The sequence below is a fragment of the Sphingomonas sp. genome (assembly GCF_036387595.1).
Classification (GTDB): domain Bacteria; phylum Pseudomonadota; class Alphaproteobacteria; order Sphingomonadales; family Sphingomonadaceae; genus Sphingomonas.
Window position 1 is genome coordinate 1 of record NZ_DASVTL010000004.1, and the last position, 19,907, is coordinate 19,907.

Below are 19,907 nucleotides of genomic sequence, written 5' to 3' on the forward strand. Positions count from 1 at the left end.
GCGGCAACCACCCGCTCGCGCAAGTCCATCGAATAGGGCTTCGCCATCAAGGCTGGCCTCCTCGCCCAGCCTGCATCTTGAATCAGACTTCTCGCCCCAACGGAATCCTCAATCGATTCAGAGCAATGTCATCCCGCTCTAACGCCGCGATTTGTCAGCATCTTCTCGGTTGGACCAACAAACCTCTCGACATTCCCTGCTCGCACCTCGCGGTTCAGCTCGCGGGCTGAAGCTCGACGCTCCTCGGCGCTGCTCGAGTGTGCGGTTCGATCGTTCAAGAAGCGGGCGTGATCGCGCGCTTCGATTTGACCGACGACCTGCTCGTACACGGCACGGATGATGGCCTGTTTGGCCAATTCCGAAGGCACAACGCGGGCGGATGATCTTGGCTCGAGGTCGATCAACGCAGAAAGTGGGTTGAGGCGAATCGTTGCCCATTGTTCATCTAAGCTTTCGAGGATAGCCATGGCAACCTTGGTCGCTTCACGATCATTGCTGGTTCCCAACGACTTGGTAATGACAGAGCGGCCGAACGCCGCTTGAACGTCGGCGGGAACCGGCTTGCGAAGCTGCCACATTGTGGAGCCTGGCCGCTTGACCATATACTTTTCGAGTACAGTGCTTGTAGCAGGCATGGTAGCAGCAGATTGTAGCAGACAGCTTGACCCGTTAAGTGGGTGAGTGACAAGGAGAGCGAACGGTGTAGCAGGTTCGAACCCTGTCGCCCCAGCCAACCTCGTCCGCCGGCCCGATGGCCGGACCGAGCGAGTCTTCGGTTTCTTCATGCGACCATAAGCAGTGCCATCCACGGCATGCGGGGCGTTGCCGCTTTGCGGCCGTGATCGCAAACGGAATTCATATTCGCAAAACAGTTGCGTTTTCGAAAACGGCAATTATGAAGAGCGATCAGGAGGATCGGCATGGCCAAGCGACGTTCGATCGAAAGCGAAATGCGCGACGACATCGTGCGTGGTCGCATCTCAGCCGATTCCTGGCTCCGGATGGAGGATTTGAAGGGCCGGTTCGACGTCGGTTTTTCTCCGATCCGCGAGGCATTGTCGCGATTGGCCGCCGAAGGCCTGGTCGAACTCGAGCCGAACCGGGGCTTTCGCGTTCCCGCCCTTTCGCGCGACGATCTGGCCGACATCGCGGTCACCCGCGCGGCAATCGAGACGGCTGCGCTGCGCCGTTCGATCGAGCGCGGCGACCATGATTGGGAGGTCGGCGTCGTCTCGGCCATGCATCGTTACCGGCTCAAATCGGAAACGGCATTTGAAGACGAGGACACGCTGCGTGCGTGGGAGGAGGCGCACGAGGCGCTGCACGCTTCGCTGATCGCCGCTTGCGCATCACCGCGCCTGATCGCCACGCAGAAGCGGCTTCAGGACCAGCACACGCGCTATCGCCGCGTCATCGTGACGCCGCACGTGTCGGCCCATGCGCATGTCGAGGAGCATGAGCGGCTCGTCGCGCTCGCACTTGCCCGCAAGGTGGACGAGGCCGTCGTCGCGATCGAGCGCCACATGATGATTACCGTCGACGCGCTGGATGCCGCCGACTTCTGGCAGCCCGCCAATTTCGCCCGCCAAGACTGAACAAGACTGGGCCTGAGCCCGGATAAGGAGAGGATCATGAAGGGACTTTCTGCGGCTTCGGCCGCCACGATCGCGCTTTGCCTGGTGTCCGGCAGCGCTTATGCACAGGTCGCCGGGAGCAGCGATCCGGCGGCACAAACCGTGCCATCGCCCACAGCAACCGTCGGATCGACGGTCGCGACCAGCGATCCTGCTGCGCAGACGGAGGGGTTGGAGGACATCGTCGTCACCGCCCAGCGCCGCGACGAGCGGTTGCAGGACGTGCCGGTCGCGGTGTCGGTCGTCAGCGGCAGCTTCCTGGTCGAAAACCAGGTCCGCACGCTCCAGGATCTGGGGGCGACCGTGCCCGGACTGGTCGTCACCAACTCCGTCAATTACGGCTCCGCACCGCTCAGCATCCGCGGCATCGGCGGCGCGAACGGCGGCGGCAACGTGTTCGCTGACGAGCCGGTTGCGGTCTATGTCGACGACGCCTATGTGTCGCGCCTGCGCCTTTCTACCGCCGACCTGATCGACATCGGCGGCATCGAGGTGCTGCGTGGCCCGCAAGGGACGCTGTACGGGCGCAACTCGACCGCCGGCGCGGTGCTGGTCCGCTCGGCCGAGCCGACTGCAGACCTCTCGGGCCGGGCCAGCGTGGGATATGATTCGATCGACACGTTCCGCGCGCAAGCCGCGATCTCGGGCGCGATCGACAAGGCCGGTACTCTCACCGCGCGGGTCGCGGGCGGCTATTCGAACCGGGGCGGTTGGGGCAGCAACCGGTCGGGACCGCAGCTCAACACCGGCCGCGACTGGCAGCTGCGCGCGTTCTTCCGCTATCGTCCGGTGGATGCGCTGACGATCGACCTGATCGGGGACGTCAGCTATTCGCGCTCGGAACCGGGGACGATCGCCATTTCGGACACCCGCAACCTGCGCGATGAAAGCGCAAATCCGACAGGCTCCAACGTCGTTTTCCCCTATGTCGCCCGGCCGGACCTGGACGAGGTGCGCCAGAACAACCGGTACGACCTGAACTTCCGCACCTATTCGCGCACCCGCGGGCGCAATCTGACCGGCCGGATCACCTATGCGCTGGATGCGGCGACGCTGACGTCGGTCACCAACTACCGCGAATGGGACCAGATCGGCTCGCAGGATTCCGACGGCACCGGCGTCAACCCGCCCAATCCCGCCTTCGTCGGCGGCCCGGCGATTACCAACGTCGGCAACAATTTCACGGTGGCCGAGGATTTGCAGTTCAGCCAGGAACTGCGGCTGGCATCGAGCGGGCAGGGGCCGTTCAGCTGGCTGGTCGGCGGCTATTATTTCACCGAGAAGAACAGGGTGGAGCCGGTGTCGATCACCAACAATCTGGCCGGCCCGGGCGCGGCCGGAACGCTGGTCGTCTTCAACGCCGATCAGCGGACCCGCAACTGGGCGGCGTTCGCCAACGCCTCCTACGCGCTCACCGACACGGTCAAGCTGTCGCTCGGCGGGCGTTACAGCGAGGAGACCAAACGCTTCAACAATACGCAATTGGTGACGCTGATCCGCCAGTTCGACCCGCCTGGCCCCGCCTTCTTTCCCGCAGGCCAGGTGCTGAGCGCGCCGCCTGCGCTGAACCTCCGGCGCAAGGACACCAACTTTTCGCCGCGTATCGTGGTGGACTGGAAAGCGACCCCAGACACGCTGCTCTACGCGAGCTTTAGCAAGGGCTTCAAATCCGGCGGGTTCAACGTCTTTCGCGGCAACAACCCGGTGTTCGATCCCGAAAAGATCAACGCGTACGAGGTGGGCTTCAAGAGCGACGTGACCTCGACGGTGCGGTTCAACGCGTCGGCCTTTCGCTACGACTATCGCGATCTCCAGGTCCGCACGCCCGTGCCCGCCGGGGGTGTCGGGATCGAATCCGCCGCCGCAGCGCGCTCGCAGGGCATAGAATTGGAAGCGACCTATGCGCCTGTCCGGGGGTTGCGCTTCGACGCCAACGCCTCGTTCCTCGACGCCAAGTTCCGTAGGGGCACGCTCTCGACGGTGGCGGCGCAAAGCTATGTGTTCGGCACCAATCCCGCGATCGCATTCGAGGACATCGCGGGCAACCGCCTGACGCGCGCGCCCAAGTTCCAGTTCGCGCTCAACGGCCGCTACAAATGGGACGTCGGCGCAGACTATAAGGCAAGTGCGCAAGCGTCCGTCCGCCACCAAAGCAGCGTCTTTTTCCTCGAAACCCAGCAACAGGCACCGACCTTTCGCGAGCGGGGCTGGGAGGAGGTCGACGCGCGGATCGGCTTCGGCGACCGGGCGGAGAAGTGGACCGTATCGGTGTTCGTCAAGAACGCGTTCGACAACCGCCACTTCAGCCAGGTCTCGGCGTTCTTCGGCCTGCCCAATGGCGCGCTCAACGATCCCCGGCGCATCGGCGCGCAGCTCGACGTGGCGTTCTGAGATGCGGTTGCTGACCTTTGTCCAGAATGGCGGCGGCGAGCGGCTGGGCGCGCTCGCCGGGGATGGCGGGATCGTCGATCTTGCGGCGCGCGATGCCTCCCCGGCGTTCGTGTCGATGCAGGCGCTCATCGAAGGGGGGGCGGAGGCGCTCGCCGCCGCCGGTCGCCTGGTCACGCAAGCGGCGGAGACGATCGATCCGGCTGGCGTCCGGTGGCTCGCACCGCTGCCCCGCCCGGCGCAGATGCGCGACTTCCTGGTGTTCGAGGAGCATATGCGCATGGCCGGCTGGCAGGGCGCGAAGCTGAGGGCGACATGGGGCGGGCCACCGGCGCCGCCCGAACCGATGCCGGTGCCGCCGATCTGGTACGAGCAGCCGATCTATTACAAAGGCAATCGCTTCGCGGTCGCCGGGTCGAGCACGATCGACTGGCCTGCCGGGTCCAAAGTCATCGACTATGAGCTCGAACTCGCGTGCGTGATCGGACGCGGGGGGCGCGACATCGCGGCTCGTGACGCGCACGCACACATATTCGGCTATACGATCTTCAACGATCTGACCGCGCGCGACTGGCAGTTCCGCGAGATGCAGGGGCCGCTCGGGCCCGCCAAGGGCAAGGACTTCGACGGTGCCAACGTGCTCGGGCCGGTCATCGTCACGGCTGACGAGTTCGGCAACGCGCCGGCGCTGGCGATGCGTGCCTATGTCAACGGCGAACTGTGGAGCGAGGGGAACAGCGGCACCATGCACTGGTCCTGGGGGCAGCTGATCGAGCATGTCAGCCGAGCGGAAACGCTTCATCCCGGCGAGGTGCTAGGCTCCGGCACGGTCGGGGGCGGCTGCGGGCTGGAACTCGGGCGCTTCCTGCGCCACGATGACGTCATAGCGCTCGAGATCGAGCGTATCGGTCGGATCGAGACGCGAATCCGTGCGCCGCATGTACCCGAGAGGCTGACGCTATGAGGTTCGTCGATCTATCCATCCCCTTGTCCAACGACGTGGTCACCGATCCGCCGCCGCTGCGCCCGCGCATCGCCTATTCCGACCATCGCGAAGGCGTCGCGCAGATGCTGCCCTTCTTTCCCGGCCTGACCGCCGACGACCTGCCCGATGGGGAGGCCTGGGCGGTCGAGGAGGTGCAACTCTCGACCCATGCGGGCACCCATATGGATGCGCCATGGCATTACCATTCGACGACCGACGACGGGGCAAGGCCGGCGCCGACGATCGACCAGGCACCGCTGGACCTGTTCCTGCGCCCCGGCGTCAAGCTCGACTTTCGTCACTTCGCGGACGGCTATGTCGCCACCGCGAGCGATATCGAGGCTGAACTGGAGCGGATCGGCCACGCGCTCCAGCCGCTCGACATCGTGCTGGTCAACACCGCCGCGGGTTCAGCCTATGGCGGCCCGGACTATGTCGCCAGCGGCTGCGGCGTCGGCCGGGAGGGCACCAACTACCTCACCGAGCGCGGCGTCCAGGTGGTCGGCACCGATGCCTGGTCGTGGGATGCGCCATTCGTCCATACCGCGCGTGCCTATGCACAGACGGGGAATGCAGCGCTGGTCTGGGAAGGACATAAGGCGGGACGCGAGCGGCCCTATTACCAGATCGAGAAGCTCCACAATCTGGAGAGTCTGCCCGCGCACGGCTTCACCGTCGCGTGCTTTCCCGTCAAGATCGAACGCGCGTCGGCCGGCTGGGTCCGCGCCGTCGCATTGCTCGACGCATGACCGCGCCGGCCGCATCCTTGCGCATGAGCACCGGGCAAGAGTTCGCGCGCGGCTGGCCGGTGCTGGCGGCGGCGTTCCTGGGCATCGCCGCGGGCGTCAGTTCGCTATACTTCTATTCGCTGGGCATCTTCATCAAGCCCATGGCGGCCGAGTTCGGCTGGTCGCGCGGTGCGGCGTCGCTGGGCGCGCTAGTTGGCACCGCGGGGGCGGCGCTCGCGGCGATTCCCACGGGGCGGCTCGTCGATCGGCTTGGCGCCAAGCGCGTCGGCCTGGGGTCGGTGATCGTGCTTGCCCTGGGCTTTGCGATGATAGGTTGGCTGACCGTGGGGCTGGCCAGCTTCCTCTTTCTCAGCTTCGCGCTCTCCCTGGTGACGGCCGGCTCGAGTCCGCTGTCGTTCACGCGGCTCGTGGTCGTCGCCTTTTCTCGGGCACGAGGGTTGGCGCTCGGGCTGACGCTGGCGGGAACCGGCATCGGCGGCATCCTGATCCCCGCGCTGCTGACGCCGTTCGTCGCCACACACGGCTGGCGCGCGGGATTTCTGGTGCTTGCGGTGGTGGCGGGACTCGCCGTGCCGGTCTTGGCGCTGCTGCTCGCGCGGTGTGAAGCCGAAGTCCGCACCCCGCCCGCAGGCGAGGTGCCGATCGCCGTACTCGCGCGATCGCCCGCCTTTGCGTTGCTGGCCGTCACCTTTTTTCTGGCAGCGACGGCGGTGCTGGGGACGGTCGTCCAGTTCGTGCCCATGCTGACCGATCGCGGACTGGACGCGGGCACCGCGGGGCGGCTGACCGCACTGATCGGGGTCGCGGCGATCGGTGGACGCATCGCGGCGGGCCTGCTGCTCGACCGCGTCGCCGCGCCGCTGGTCACCATGATGCTGTTTCTGCTGACCGCCATCGGCCTGACCATCCTGGCAATTGGCGGCATCGGACTTGCCGCCTTCGGCGCGCTGGTGACCGGCCTGGCGGTCGGCGCGGAGGTCGACCTGATCGCCTTTCTGGTGGCGCGGCATTTTCCGCCGACCGCTTACGGCAAAGCCTATGGCGCGATCTATGCGTGTTTTCTGCTGGGCGGCGCGATCGGCCCGGCACTCTCGGGCGCACTCAGGGATGCGACGGGCACTTACGTGGTGTCGTTGCTATGCGCGGCCGGCCTGCTGGCCGCGTCGGTGTTGGTCGCCGCGCGCCTCCGTCATGTTCCAGCCTGGGATGATGGCGTGCCTGACTAGGGTCTCCAAGTGTAAGCATATCGGTCGTTACGCGGCTAGATGGCGCATTCGTGAGACGGCGATCTTGTGCTGCCGATGCTTCACCGTAGCAGCGAGGGTGTCGCCTGCGCCGCGTCCCGTTCTCCCGCGATCGCGCGGTCGATCATCATTCGCGATCGCACTCCCCCGGCGTCGATGTTCAGCTTGAGCAGTTTGCGATCGGGGTGATCGGAGAGATTATGCTGCTGGCGTTCGAGCATTTCGAGATCCTCGCTGAAAATCCTTTGTTGCCCTGCGCGGATTTCATCGGTGAGGGCGGTGTCGTGGATCGCGAACTGACGCGCCATGCCCCAGAAATACCAGTGCGAAGTCTCAGTTTCCGGGGTGATGAAATCGACGACGATGCTCGATGCCTTTACGGCCGGATCGGCATCATACCCGCCGCGACCCGCAAGCGCGACGCCGACCTCGATCATCACATGGCTGGGCAGCGAGAAACGGCACGTCTGCCAGCGATCGACCATCACGTCGTCCGGCAGGCCCGAACCGCGTAGCGCCATCTGCCAGAACGGGGGAGGGTTAACGTTCTCCATGTACCGGCTGGTGACGACCTCATCGGCATCCGCCCGCGTCTTGACCGCCGCTTCGTCGATTTCCTTCTGCCCGATGCTGGACGCATGGACATAGGTTTCGTGGGTCAGATCCATCAGATTGTCGATCATCAGCCGGTAATCGCAAGCCACGCGAAACATGCCGCCGCCATAGGCCCATCGGTCGCTGCCCGCCCAGGGCAAGTGGTGTAGTTTCGCCGGGTCGGCGCGTGTCGCTTCGCCCGGCCAGACCCAGATGAAGCCGTAACGCTCAACGGTGGCGAAGGCGCGGATCGGCGGGAAATTGCGTACCATCTGTCCGGGCATGCCGACCGCACGGCCATCGCAACCCATCGCCAGCCCGTGATAGCCGCAGACGAGCGCACCATCGCGAACGAACCCCAGCGACAGCGGCGCGCCGCGATGCGGGCAGAAATCCTCGACCGCCGCCGCCCGACCCTCCGCATCGCGAAAGATCGCCATCCGCTCGCCGCAGATGCGACGGCCCAGCGGTTTCCCGTCGATCTCGTCGGGCGTGGCCGCAACGTACCAGGCGTTCATCGGCCACGGTGCGGGCTGTCGCGTCTCGATGGAATCACGCATAGGATCGGTCCTCACCCTCGGCTGCTCTATTGGATCCAATAAAGCAGCCGCTCGGACGGGAAGTCAATTGGCCGCGAAGGATGTTTGGTCGGATGATGTTGGAAGAAGCGTTGTGCCTGCCGCGGCGCGTTGCATGAAGCCAGGGCAGCGGGTGATCGTTGCACTGCGCGCGATGATCGCGGCGGGCACCCTGCGGGACGGCGATCGCATCGCGGAAATCGCGACCGCGGAGGCTTTGGGCGTCTCGCGCATGCCGGTCCGCACGGCGCTGCGCGCCCTCGAGCAGGAGGGGCTGGTCGTCAAACTGGGTGCGCGCGGTTATGCCGCACGCGGTCCGTCACGCGTGCAGATCGAAGGCGCGATCGAGGTTCGCGGCGTGCTGGAGGGATTGGCGGCCCGGCGGTTGGCGACGGGGGGGGTGGATACGGCAACCGCCGCGGCGATGCAGCGATGTCTGGATGATGGCAACGCGATCTTTGCGAAAGGGAGTCTCGACGATGGCGATCTCGAGCAATTCTACGCGTACAACCTGATGTTCCATGAACTGCTGGTGAGGGCCAGCGGCAATCCTGCGATCGGCATCGCGCTGGTCCGCAACAATCACCTGCCCTTCGCATCGGCAGCGGCGCTCGCTCTGGACTGGCAGAACCGGGCGGCCGAATACCAGCATCTGCTGGGGGCGCACGAACAGCATCACGCGGTCGCCGACGCAATTCGGCGGGGCGATGCCGATACTGCGGAGGCGATCATGCGAGATCACGCCAGGATGGCGATCGGCAGTACCGGCGTGTTCGAGCGATTCGGGATCGAGGCCGCCGGACGATCGGAAGGCGCCGAGGCGGACACCATTCTCATGTGATCCGAAGCAGGTGCGCGGGGAACCCGGCCGTGCGCCCGGTGCCGGTGCGCGACGCCGGTCGGTGGACTTGCCGACCGTGACGGTCGCGCAGCCAGGATGCGACCGCGCCGCCTGAGACTGCTCTACCGCGGTTCAGTCGCGCCGGTTGTTCCGTATCGCGCCACCGGACGAGCCCGGAATCTTTGCGAGCAGCCGGGTGCAGGCATCGGCCAGCGTCTCCGCGATCGCCTCGCGCTTGGCCGCGAAGCGCGCCGTGGGTACGGGTACGGACAGGGCAAAGCTGCGACCGATGGGATCGACGAAGGCGCTGCCGGCAGCACAGATGCCATCCGTATGCTCTTCGATATCCCAGGCAATCCCCGTCGAGGCCGCCAGATCGAGGTCGCGATCTAGCGCGGCCCGATTGGTCAGCGTGTTGGCGGTATAAGCGGTCAGCCGCGCAGCGAGGATGCGGTCGCGACGCTCGGGCGGCAGGCGGCTGAGCAGCGCCTTGCCGTTGGCGGTGCAATGTAGCGGGAACGTCTCGCCGACCGCAGAGATGGCGACCAGCCGTGAGGTTCCCACGACCTGATCCACGAACACGGCGCACCCGCCTTGCAGAATGGACAGATCGACCGTCTCGCCGATCGCGCGCGATATTTCCTGGAGGAAGGGGCGCACCGCCTGTTCGGTGTCGATGATGGCCGCGGCAGCCAGCCGCGTGAGGGCAGGGCCAAGCGTTACGCCCGATCGCGGCCCTGCACTTATCAGCAAGCCTTCGTCGATCAGCGCCCCGACGATGCGCTGTACCGTCGATCGCGCGAGATCGAGTCGGGTGGCGAGATCGCCCAGGCTCAGCCCAGCAGGCTCGGTCTCCAGGGCGCGCAAGATCGACGCGGCACGCGCGATGACCTGAATACCGCTGCGATCGGCAGGTGTCGGGGTCGGTTCCGTCATCGCCTCTGCCATTGTCACCCTTCCTCGCAGCCGTCCACCGATCTGCCGATCGGCGCATCAACGCACTAGACACAATCCCGTAATGCGGTTATTATGTACCGCAATACAATACAGGAGAGTGACATGGATTGGCGAGACCCAGACTTGTGCAAATTCGAGTCGTCGAATCTGGCGAACCCGATGGGGCTGCAGTTCTACGATCTGTCTCATCCTTGGGGTCTTGGTCAGCCATGCTGGCCGTATTTCGAAGACGTGAAGATCGAGCGGCTTCACGGCATGTCCAAGTCGGGTGTGCTGACCCAGAAGATCACCACCGTCATGCATTCCGGAACGCACGTCGATGCGCCTGCTCATGTCGTCCAGGGGACGCCGTTCATGGACGAGGTTCCGCTGCCGTATTTCTTCGGTACGGGGGTGGTCGTTTCCATTCCTAAGAAGAAGTGGGAAGTAATCACCGCAGAGGATCTGGAGAACGCGCGGCCGCAAATCCGCGAAGGCGACATCGTCATCGTCAACACCGGCTGGCACAAATATTACGGGGATAACTCGCACTATTACGGCTATTCTCCGGGCTTCTACAAGGAAGCGGGCGAATGGTTCGTCAAGCGCAAGGTCAAGATGTGCGGGTCCGACACCCAGGCGCTCGATCATCCGCTGGGCACCGCGATCGGGCCGCACGGGCCGGGTAAGCCCAATGGCCTGCTGCCCGACATCAACGACGAATATTTCGCGCTGACCGGACGCCGGGTGATCGAGGATTTCCCCGAGTGGGAGCCATGCCACAATGCGATCCTGTCGGCAGGCATCCTGGGGTTCGAAAATGTCGGCGGGGACATCGACAAGGTCACGGGCAAGCGTGTGACCTTCGCGGCATTCCCGTGGCGCTGGACCAAGGGAGACGGGTGCATCGTGCGGCTTGTCGCGATCGTCGATCCCTCGGGCGAATATCGCATCGAAACCGGCCGGGACGCCTGACATGCACGTCACGCGAGCCGGCGCCGCGCGCGAATATCACCCGCCGCTCCACCACGGCTGCACGGCGCTCCGGCTTCAGGGCATGGAGGCGAGTCCGGCCGATTTCGCCTGGGTCGGTCTCAGCCATATCGCGCCCGGCGGCGGCGCGGACATGGACGCGGGGCCGCTTGGCAAGATCTACGTCGTGCTCGACGGCGACGTCACGGTGACGCTCGGCAACGGTGAAAGCACGACGCTGGGCAGGCTCGACAGTTGTTACATCGCGCCGGGCGAATCGCGCGCGGTCCGCAACGATGGTTCGGCGGCGGCGAGCATGATCGTCGTCATGCCAGGCCCGGCGCCTGTCGGCCGGGAGGACGCGGCATGAGCTTGCCCGCCATCGAGGTTTCGAACCTGTTCGATGTGGCCGGCAAGTCCGCGGTGATCGTCGGCGCGACCGGCGCCTTCGGCAAGGTCGTCTGCGCCACCCTGGGGAGGGCTGGTGCGAGGCTGACGATCACCGCGGGCAGCGGCGAGCATCTCGCCACACTCGTCGCCGAACTGGTCGCGGAGGGGATCGACGCGGTCGCCGTCGCTCGCCGCCCCAATACCGAGGCCGATTGCGATGCGATCGTCGGTGCGGCAATCGAGACCTATGGCGCGATCGACATCCTGGTCGTCGCGTCCGGAACGAACGACGTTGCCGCGATCGAGACGATGCCGCCCGAGCGATTTCGCCGCGTCATGCTCGCCAATGTCGAGGGCGCCTGGCTGATCGCGCGCGCCGCCGGCGCGGCGATGATCGCGCAAGGGACGGGGGGCAAGGTCGTCTTCACCTCGTCTGCACGGGGCAAGCTGGGCCATCCGGCAGGCTATTCGGCCTATTGCACGTCCAAGTCCGCGGTCGACGGGATGACGCGTGCGCTCGGCTGCGAATGGGGCAGGCACGGCATCACCGTCAACGCGATCGCGCCCACCGTCTTCCGCTCCCCCCTGACCGCGTGGATGTTCGCCGACGACGATCACGCGCGATCGGTACGTGCAGGGTTCCTGGCGCGGGTGCCCGTCGGCAGGTTGGGCGAACCCGAAGACCTTGCAGGACCGCTGCTGTTCCTCTGCTCGCGCGCGTCCGATTTTCATACCGGCCATGTCGTCTATCCGGACGGCGGCTATACCGCGGGATAAGGCATGGCGAACAAGGTCATCATCACCTGCGCGATAACCGGCGGCATCCACACGCCGACGCTCTCCGACGCGCTGCCGTGGACGCCCGAGGATCTGGCCGCGCAGTCGATAGCTGCGGCGCAGGCCGGTGCGGCGATCCTTCACCTGCACGCGCGCAACCCGGCAGACGGATCGCCCACCGGCGACCCGGCAGTGTACCAGCGCTTCCTGCCGCAAATCCATGCCGCTACGGACGCGGTCATCAACCTGACCACGGGCGGCAGCCCCGATATGAGCCCGGACGACCGGCTGGCCGCGGCATTGCACTTCTCGCCCGAAATGTGCTCGCTCAACATGGGGTCGATGAACTTCTCGTTCCACGACATGGGGCGCAAGGTCGATCGCTGGAAGTTTCCGTGGGAAGCGCGCTACATCGCGGACAGCGAGAAGTTCATCTTCCGCAACACCTTTGCCGACATCCGCCGCGTGGCGGAACTGATGAGCGATCACGGCACGCGGTTCGAGCATGAATGCTACGATATCGGTCACCTCTACAATCTGTCCTACCTCGCCGACCGTGGCATCCTGAAACCCCCGTTCTTCATCCAGAGCGTCTTCGGCATCCTAGGCGGTATCGGTGCGGAGCCGGACAATGTCGTGTTCATGCGCCGCACCGCCGATCGCCTGTTCGGCGACGATTACGTGTGGTCGGTGCTCGCGGCGGGGCGGGCGCAGATGCCGCTGGTCACCCAGGCGGCGATGATGGGCGGAAACGTGCGCGTCGGGCTGGAGGACAGCCTGTTCATCGGCCGCGGCAAGCTGGCCGCGAGCAACGCCGAACAGGTGACCAAGATCAGGACCATCCTGGCGGAATTGGGCCTCGAACCTGCCACGCCAAGCGAGGCGCGGGCGATGTTGGCGCTCAAAGGTCGCGATCTCGTGCGTATCGCATGACAGCGCGGGTTGCCTTGATCGGCGCCGGGCTGATGGGGGCAGGGTTGGCCCGCCTGTTCGCCGCGCAAGGCTGGCCGGTCACCATCTGGGACCGGGATGCGGACGCCGCCGCGCGACTGGCGAGCGGCTCCGTGCGCGTCGCGCGCGATCTCGCCGATGCGGTGCAGGATGCCGATCTCGTCATCGAGGCGATCGCCGAGATCGCCGAAGCCAAGCAGGCGCTGTTCGCCGAACTCGCTGGGTTGACGGGTGAGGGGACGATCCTCGCCACGAACTCGTCGGTGATCCCGGTGGGCACGGTTGCAGCCCGGATCGACGATGCACAGGCGGGGCGCGTGGTCGGCACGCATTTCTGGAACCCGCCCGATCTCATCCCCCTCGTCGAGGTGATCCGCGGCCCGCGCACCGTGCCCGCGACCGTCGAACGGACGATGTCGCTGCTGATCCAGGCAGGCCGCGAGCCGGTGCGGGTCGATGGCGACGTCGTTCCCGGCAACCGCCTGCAACATGCGCTATGGCGTGAGGCGATGGCGTTGGTGGATGAGGGACTCTGCACGCCCGAGGATGTCGATCGGATCGTCAAGCGCAGCTTCGGCGCACGGCTGGCGGTGCTCGGTCCGCTGGAAAATGCCGACCTCGTCGGTCTCGAACTTACCGAACAAATCCACCGTGTCGTGCTGCCGATGCTCAGCCGCGCGACCGAGCCGTCGCCTGGCCTGCGCGATCGGATCGGGGCGGGGGCGGCGGGGATAGCCGCGGGAAAGGGCTTCCACACCGGCTGGAACGCCCAAAATGTCGCGATACTTCGCGATCGGCTTTCGACGCATCTGCGCGCCAGCTTCGCGCCCGGCACCGCGACATGATCGGCGCGCACCAACGCGCCGCGATCCGCAATGAAACGATGGTCAGCGTCGCGATCAACGCAATCGTCCCGACCGCGATCATCTGGGCCGCAGGAGTGACCCCGCCCGCCATGTTGGCCGGAGCGCAGGGGCTGTTGGCCGGGATGGCGAAGGGATCGGGCATCGCCACCTTGCTGATGACCGCGATCGTGACGCTCTTGATCCGCAAACGGGTGCGAGCGAAGCCGGCGCTGGCGCTTGCTCCATCCGAACTGCCGCCACTCGTTCGCAGCTTGCCCGGCAATGTCGTCGCGCGGGCGATCATCATGAGCCTGGTCGCGATGATCCTGCTGGTTCCTGCGGGCGCCGCTGTTGCGACCGTCCTTGGCATTCTGCCGCTCGACACCGCCGGGTTCGTGATCTTCAACGTACTTTTCGGCACGATCGTCGGGCTGACGATGACCCCCATGGTGGTCATGCGCGCATTGGCGGACGAACGCGCGTGACCGTGCTGACGCTGGCCCAGAGTGCCGCCATCGCCGCAGCTGCTATCGAGGCGGGTGTGGCGCATGGGTTCGCGCCGCTCTGCTGCGTCGTTCTCGACGCCGCCGGCGCTATCCTGGTCGTGCAGCGATCCGAGGTGGCGGCGCCATACCGGGTCGACATCGCGCATGCCAAGGCGGCAGGCTGCATCGGGATGCGGTCGGGAGGACGCGCCATCGCCACCCGCGCAGCGAAGGTTCCGGCCTTCTATGCGGCGGTAAACGCGCTGGTGCCGCTGGTGCCGGTGCCGGGCGGTATCTTGGTGCGCTCGACCACCGGCGAATTGCTGGGCGCCGTCGGGATCAGCGGGGACACCGCCGACAACGACGAGATCTGCGCGCTGGCGGGCGTCGCCGCCGCCGGGCTGGTAGGCGAGGCATGACGACGGTGCTCGCCTATCTCAAGGAACCCGAGCTGAGCGCGATCGCGATCGAGCGGCTGGCGGCGGCGTTCCCGGACGTGACGGTGCACAAGACCGGGCGGCTCGCCGAGGTCGAGGCGGTGATCGCCGACGTCGAGGTACTCGTCACCATCGGCCCCGTGCTCGACGCGGATGCGGGTGCGGTCTTCCGCGCTGCGTGCCGCCTGCGCTGGGTGCAGACGATCGGCACCGGCACCGACAACATTCTGGGCCATCCGGACCTGTCGCCCACCGTCGCGGTGACCAACGTCCGCGGTGTGCATGGCGCCCAGATGTCCGAAGCGGCGATCGGCGCGATGCTGGCGATGGCGCGCGACATTCCGCGCATCGTGCGCAACCAGGACGAGGGCAGATGGGAACGGTTCGCGCCGCGGCTGCTCGCCGGCGGGACGGTCGGCATCGTTGGCACGGGTGCGATTGCGGAGGCCCTCGCGCCCAGGTGCAAGGCGCTGGGCATGACCGTTGTGGGGATCAGTGCAAGCCCGCGCGAACTGCCGCATTTCGACCGCGTGGAACCGCGCGCCGATCTCCCGCGCATTGCCGGCGATCTCGACTGGCTGGTGCTGCTGACGCCCTATTCCGCGGATACGCACCACCTTATCGGCGCAGACGTGCTGTCGGCGATGAAGCCGGATGCGTGCCTCGTCAATCTGGCGCGCGGTGGTGTCGTCGACGAAGACGCCCTGCTCGCCGCGCTTGATGCGGGCGAAATCTCAGGCGCGGCGCTCGACGTGTTCGCGCACGAGCCGCTCGCGGGCGAAAGCCGCTTCTGGCGGCATCCGCGGGTCATCGTCACGCCGCACCTGGGTGGGTTTCATGGTGGCTATGCCGATCAGGTGCTGTCGGCGATCACCGACAACTTCACGCGCTACCGTGCCGGTGGAACCGCCGCCCTCATCAACCGGGTCAACTGATATGCTGTCGGACGAACGCGTCAATACGCCGATCGCGACACGCGAACTGGAACGCCGGTGGAAGGCGGTGCGCACCGCGATGAAAGCGGCCGGCATCGACGTTCTGCTGACCCAGGCCAATCAGGACTTCATGGGCGGCTACGTCAAATGGTTCACCGATCTGCCCGCAACGCAAGGATATACCGAGATCGTCGTGTTTCCGCGCGACGAAGGCATGACGATGATCGGTCAGGGTCCGTTCGGTGTCGACCGGCGTTTGCCGCCGGAAGGCGACGGCAGGCGCCGCGGGGTCGATCGGGTGTTGAGCGCGGCCATCTATGCGTCGGCCGGATACAGCCATGCCTATGACGCCGAGCTGACGGCCAAGGCGCTCGCGCCCCACGCTCGCGCGACCATCGGGCTGGTGGGGCTGTCCACGCTGTCGCATCATCTGATCGACGCATTGCGCACCGGGCCGCTTTCGGATGCGACCTTCGTCGATGCCACCGATCTGATCGACCGGATCAAGGCGATCAAGAGCGCCGACGAGATCGCGGTGATCCGCGAGACGGCCGCGATGCAGGACCGGGCGATGACGGCCGCCTTCGCCGCATTCCGCCCCGGCGCGCGCGACCGCGACGTCACCGCCGCGGCCGAATATGCCAGCTTGCGCGAAGGCAGCGAGCAAGGGCTGTACATGTGCGCCTCCTCCCCGATCGGGGTCGGCGTGCAGTTCGCCAACCGGCATTATCAGAATCGCGTCATCCAGCCCGGCGACCAGATGTCGCTGCTGATCGAGAATAGCGGCGCCGGCGGATATTATTGCGAACTCGGGCGAACTGCCACGCTGGGGCCACCGACGGCGGCGATGCGCAACGGCCTGGCATTCGTGCGCGAGGCGCGCGCCTTCATGCTCGACCGGCTTCGCCCCGGTGCGTCCTGCCCGGCGATCTGGACCGAATACAACGCCTTCATGCGCGCGCACGGGAAGCCCGAGGAGGACCGGCTGCATTGTCATTCGATGGGCTATGATCTGGTCGAACGACCGCTCGTGCGCTTCGACGAGCCGATGACGCTGGCCGCGGGCATGGTCGTGTCGTGCCACCCGACATGGTTCGACGACGGGGGGCTGCACTGGCTGTGCGACAATTACCTGATCGGTGAGGATGCGACCGAGCGCCTCCACGCCTTTCCGGAAACCATCACCGAGCTGAACTGAAGGACGTCGCCGTGACCAATCTGGCCTTTCCCGACACGCCGGTCTTCCGGGGCTATGCCGCGCCCGTCCGTATCGAGGGTGATGTTCACGACCTAGAGGTGATCGGCACCATACCGGCCGGGATGAACGGCGATTACATCCGCAACAGCGCGGATCACCAATATCCGCCGATGTTCGAGGACGACCTGTTCCTGAACGGCGACGGCATGCTCCACCGCGTCCGCATCGCGAACGGCCGCGCGAGCCTGAAGACCCGCTATGTCGAGACCGAGAAGCTGAAGCTGGAACGCGCCGCCGGGCGCGCGCTGTTCGGCCGCTATCGCAACCAGTTCACCGACGATCCCAGTGTCGCGGGCGTCGACCGGGGCACCGCCAACACCTCCGTCGTCTGGCACGGCGGCAAGCTGCTCGCGCTCAAGGAAGCCGCACGGCCGATGGCGATCGACCGCGAGACGCTGGCGACGATCGGCAGCTACGATTTCGACGGGGCGCTGAAAAGCCAGACCTTTACCGCACATCCCAAGGTCGATCCGGCGACCGGCGAGATGGTCGCTTATGGCTATTTCGTCGATGGCGTCGCCGACACCGCGGTCGAGATATACTTCATCGCCGCCGACGGCACGCTGACCCGTACCGAACGCTTCCACGCGCCTTATGCGTCGATGATCCACGATTGCCTGCTGTCGGAGCAGTACATCGCCTTCACCATCTGCCCGATGGTGTGCGACTGGGACCGGGTGCAGGCGGGCGAGGCGTTCTTCCACTGGGACGACACCCGCCCGACCACCGTCGCGGTGGTGCCGCGTGCGCCCGGCGGCGGCGGCAACGTCCGCTGGTTCGACAGCCCGACCCCGGTGATGCAGACGCACACGTTCAATGCGTGGGAAGAGGGCAGCCTGCTCCATCTGGAGCATTTCATCACGCAGACCGGCTGGCTGTCGCAATTCCCCGACATCAACAATCCGGGCACGCGCGAACAACCGCCGTTCGCCTATCGCTGGACGATCGACCTGGAATCGAACACCGGCGGGTTCATCGCCGAGAAGATGTTCCCGCATATCGGCGAGATGCCGATGATCGACCTTCGCCACGCGACGACAAAGACGCGGCATTTCTGGTTCGGCACCAGCAACACCGATCTGGGTCCGATGCTGCCCTTCGGACCCAAAGGACCGCCGTTCACGTGCATCGGTCATTTCGATGCGGATAGCGGCGCGCTCGATTATTATTACGCCGGACCGGACAGTTCGCCCGAGGAACCCGTGTTCGTCCCGCGCAGCCCGGACGCGTCGGAGGGCGACGGCTGGCTGGTGACGATCGTCGGGCGACGTGCCGAGAACCGGACCGATCTGGTCATCCTCGATGCGCTGAACCTGAGTGCCGGGCCGGTGGCGACGATCCGTTTCCCCACGCGCGTGCATGAGGGGTTCCACGGCATCTGGATTCCCGGCTGAGCTGGCGGCACTGGCCTACGGCACCGTCAACGCCAGCTTTCCATCGCCCTCGTCCACCGCGACCCGCGCGCCATCCTTCACCTCACCGCGCAAAATCATCTCGGCGAGCGGATCCTGGAGGTGGCGCTGGACCGCGCGTTTGAGGGGGCGGGCGCCGTAGACGGGATCATAGCCGACGCGGCCGAGCCATGCGCGGGCGGCATCGGTCAGATCGAGCGCGATCTTGCGATCCTTGAGCAGCTTGCCGACGCGGGCGACCTGGATGTCGACGATCGGCGCCATGTGCGCCTGGCCGAGGCGGTGGAAGAGGATGACCTCGTCGAGGCGGTTGAGGAATTCGGGGCGGAAATGCGCACGGACGACGTCCATGACCTGTGGCTCGACCGACGAAACTTCCTCATCATCGCGCATAGACGCCATGAACTGGCTGCCGAGATTGCTAGTGAGAATTATTAGCGTGTTGGTGAAGTCCACGGTGCGGCCCTGGCCGTCGGTCAGGCGGCCGTCGTCGAGCACCTGGAGCAACACGTTGAAGACGTCGCCATGCGCCTTTTCGACCTCATCGAAGAGGATGACCTGATAGGGGCGCCGCCGCACCGCTTCGGTCAGCACGCCGCCTTCCTCATAGCCGACATAGCCTGGGGGAGCGCCGATCAGTCGGGCGACGGCGTGCTTCTCCATGAACTCGCTCATGTCGATGCGCACCATCGCGGCGGGATCGTCGAACAGGAACTCGGCGAGCGCCTTGGTCAGTTCGGTCTTGCCGACTCCGGTAGGGCCGAGGAACAGGAACGATCCCATCGGCCGGTTCGGATCCTGCAGGCCAGCGCGCGAGCGGCGCACCGCGGTCGACACCGCGTGGATCGCGTCGGCCTGCCCGATCACGCGCTTGCCGATCGCCGCCTCCATATTCAGCAGCTTCTCGCGCTCGCCCTCGAGCATGCGATCGACCGGGATCCCCGTCCAGCGGCTGACCACCCCCGCAATGTCGTCGGCGGTGACCTCCTCGCGCAGCATCGCGCCCTGGGTCGCGCCGGCGGCTTCGGCGAGCTGCTTCTCGAGCTGCGGGATGCGGCCATAGGATAGCTCGCCAGCGCGCGCGAGATCACCCGAACGCTGCGCCTGTTCGAGTTCGAGCCGCGCTGCGTCGAGCTGCTCCTTCAGCTTCGCCTCGCCCGCGATCTTCTCCTTCTCCGCCTGCCATCGCTGCGTCAGCTCGGCGGACTGCTGTTCGAGATTGGCGAGCTCCTCCTCCAGGTTCGCGAACCGGTCGCGCGAAGCCTCGTCGGTTTCGCGGCGCAGCCCCTCGCGCTCGATCTTCAACCGCAGGATGCGGCGGTCGAGCGTCTCGATCTCCTCGGGCTTGGACTCCACCTCCATGCGGATGCGGCTGGCGGCTTCGTCCATCAGGTCGATCGCCTTGTCGGGCAAGAAGCGATCGGTGATGTAGCGGTTCGACAGCGTCGCCGCGGCGACCAAAGCGCCATCGGTGATGCGCACGCCGTGGTGGAGTT

At 66.0% G+C, this 19,907-nt stretch carries 20 protein-coding genes; 16 read left to right on the top strand and 4 right to left on the bottom strand.

Annotated elements, in window-relative coordinates:
* Nucleotides 1-128: 128 nt before the first annotated feature.
* Nucleotides 129-785 (bottom strand): DUF6538 domain-containing protein, encoded by a 657-nt coding sequence (locus tag VF643_RS00230; RefSeq protein ID WP_331041352.1) that lies wholly within the window; start codon nt 783-785, stop codon nt 129-131.
* Nucleotides 786-920: 135 nt separating this feature from the next.
* On the opposite strand from VF643_RS00230, the gene VF643_RS00235 reads away from it, so the two are divergent.
* From VF643_RS00235 to VF643_RS00255, 5 genes are read left to right on the top strand one after another with little or no spacing between them, the layout of a single operon-like run.
* Nucleotides 921-1,595, top strand: a complete 675-nt coding sequence (locus tag VF643_RS00235) for a GntR family transcriptional regulator (protein ID WP_331041353.1) — start codon at nt 921-923, stop codon at nt 1,593-1,595.
* A 36-nt stretch (nt 1,596-1,631) separates the two neighbouring features.
* Complete coding sequence (locus VF643_RS00240; protein WP_331041354.1) at nt 1,632-4,025, top strand: TonB-dependent receptor; 2,394 nt, start codon at nt 1,632-1,634, stop codon at nt 4,023-4,025.
* A gap of 1 nt (nt 4,026) precedes the next feature.
* Complete coding sequence (locus VF643_RS00245; RefSeq protein ID WP_331041355.1) at nt 4,027-4,986, top strand: fumarylacetoacetate hydrolase family protein; 960 nt, start codon at nt 4,027-4,029, stop codon at nt 4,984-4,986.
* Nucleotides 4,983-5,756, top strand: coding sequence for a cyclase family protein (locus tag VF643_RS00250; protein ID WP_331041356.1), 774 nt, complete (start codon nt 4,983-4,985; stop codon nt 5,754-5,756). The genes VF643_RS00245 and VF643_RS00250 overlap by 4 nt, the downstream gene beginning before the upstream one ends.
* Nucleotides 5,753-6,982: an MFS transporter gene (locus VF643_RS00255; protein WP_331041357.1), complete on the top strand. Its 1,230-nt coding sequence runs from the start codon at nt 5,753-5,755 to the stop codon at nt 6,980-6,982. Before VF643_RS00250 ends, VF643_RS00255 begins: the two co-directional genes overlap by 4 nt.
* A gap of 80 nt (nt 6,983-7,062) precedes the next feature.
* Here the strand turns inward: VF643_RS00255 and VF643_RS00260 are convergent, their stop codons facing one another.
* Entirely contained in the window at nt 7,063-8,154 is a 1,092-nt protein-coding gene (locus tag VF643_RS00260; protein ID WP_331041358.1) for an aromatic ring-hydroxylating dioxygenase subunit alpha, read from the bottom strand.
* Nucleotides 8,155-8,287: 133 nt separating this feature from the next.
* Here VF643_RS00260 and VF643_RS00265 point away from each other — a divergent pair, with 133 nt between their 5' ends.
* A complete protein-coding gene (locus VF643_RS00265; protein ID WP_331041359.1) occupies nt 8,288-9,013 on the top strand; it encodes a GntR family transcriptional regulator in 726 nt (241 codons plus the stop codon).
* A gap of 132 nt (nt 9,014-9,145) precedes the next feature.
* On the opposite strand, the gene VF643_RS00270 is transcribed toward VF643_RS00265, so the two are convergent.
* A complete protein-coding gene (locus VF643_RS00270) occupies nt 9,146-9,949 on the bottom strand; it encodes an IclR family transcriptional regulator (RefSeq protein ID WP_331041360.1) in 804 nt (267 codons plus the stop codon).
* A 123-nt stretch (nt 9,950-10,072) separates the two neighbouring features.
* Between VF643_RS00270 and VF643_RS00275 the strand changes: the two genes are divergently transcribed.
* From VF643_RS00275 to VF643_RS00320, 10 genes are read left to right on the top strand one after another with little or no spacing between them, the layout of a single operon-like run.
* Nucleotides 10,073-10,924: a cyclase family protein gene (locus tag VF643_RS00275; RefSeq protein WP_331041361.1), complete on the top strand. Its 852-nt coding sequence runs from the start codon at nt 10,073-10,075 to the stop codon at nt 10,922-10,924.
* A gap of 1 nt (nt 10,925) precedes the next feature.
* Complete coding sequence (locus VF643_RS00280; RefSeq protein WP_331041362.1) at nt 10,926-11,291, top strand: cupin domain-containing protein; 366 nt, start codon at nt 10,926-10,928, stop codon at nt 11,289-11,291.
* Nucleotides 11,288-12,088 carry an SDR family NAD(P)-dependent oxidoreductase gene (locus VF643_RS00285; RefSeq protein WP_331041363.1) on the top strand — a complete coding sequence of 267 codons (801 nt, stop codon included), beginning with the start codon at nt 11,288-11,290 and terminating at the stop codon, nt 12,086-12,088. The genes VF643_RS00280 and VF643_RS00285 overlap by 4 nt, the downstream gene beginning before the upstream one ends.
* Nucleotides 12,089-12,091: 3 nt before the next feature.
* The gene (locus VF643_RS00290) at nt 12,092-13,021 is read left to right on the top strand and encodes a 3-keto-5-aminohexanoate cleavage protein (RefSeq protein ID WP_331041364.1); all 930 of its coding nucleotides are present in this window, start codon (nt 12,092-12,094) and stop codon (nt 13,019-13,021) included.
* Nucleotides 13,018-13,884, top strand: coding sequence for a 3-hydroxyacyl-CoA dehydrogenase family protein (locus VF643_RS00295; RefSeq protein WP_331041365.1), 867 nt, complete (start codon nt 13,018-13,020; stop codon nt 13,882-13,884). Before VF643_RS00290 ends, VF643_RS00295 begins: the two co-directional genes overlap by 4 nt.
* On the top strand, nt 13,881-14,369 hold the full coding sequence (locus VF643_RS00300; RefSeq protein WP_331041366.1) for a hypothetical protein: 489 nt from the start codon (nt 13,881-13,883) through the stop codon (nt 14,367-14,369). Before VF643_RS00295 ends, VF643_RS00300 begins: the two co-directional genes overlap by 4 nt.
* Nucleotides 14,366-14,788, top strand: a complete 423-nt coding sequence (locus VF643_RS00305; RefSeq protein ID WP_331041367.1) for a GlcG/HbpS family heme-binding protein — start codon at nt 14,366-14,368, stop codon at nt 14,786-14,788. Before VF643_RS00300 ends, VF643_RS00305 begins: the two co-directional genes overlap by 4 nt.
* Nucleotides 14,785-15,741, top strand: coding sequence for a D-2-hydroxyacid dehydrogenase (locus tag VF643_RS00310; protein WP_331041368.1), 957 nt, complete (start codon nt 14,785-14,787; stop codon nt 15,739-15,741). Before VF643_RS00305 ends, VF643_RS00310 begins: the two co-directional genes overlap by 4 nt.
* A 1-nt stretch (nt 15,742) precedes the next feature.
* Nucleotides 15,743-16,939 carry a M24 family metallopeptidase gene (locus VF643_RS00315; RefSeq protein ID WP_331041369.1) on the top strand — a complete coding sequence of 399 codons (1,197 nt, stop codon included), beginning with the start codon at nt 15,743-15,745 and terminating at the stop codon, nt 16,937-16,939.
* 11 nt (nt 16,940-16,950) lie between these two features.
* Entirely contained in the window at nt 16,951-18,393 is a 1,443-nt protein-coding gene (locus VF643_RS00320) for a carotenoid oxygenase family protein (RefSeq protein ID WP_331041370.1), read from the top strand.
* Nucleotides 18,394-18,408: 15 nt separating this feature from the next.
* On the opposite strand, the gene VF643_RS00325 is transcribed toward VF643_RS00320, so the two are convergent.
* On the bottom strand, nt 18,409-19,907 hold a 1,499-nt coding region (locus tag VF643_RS00325), incomplete at its 5' end, for an AAA family ATPase (RefSeq protein WP_331041371.1).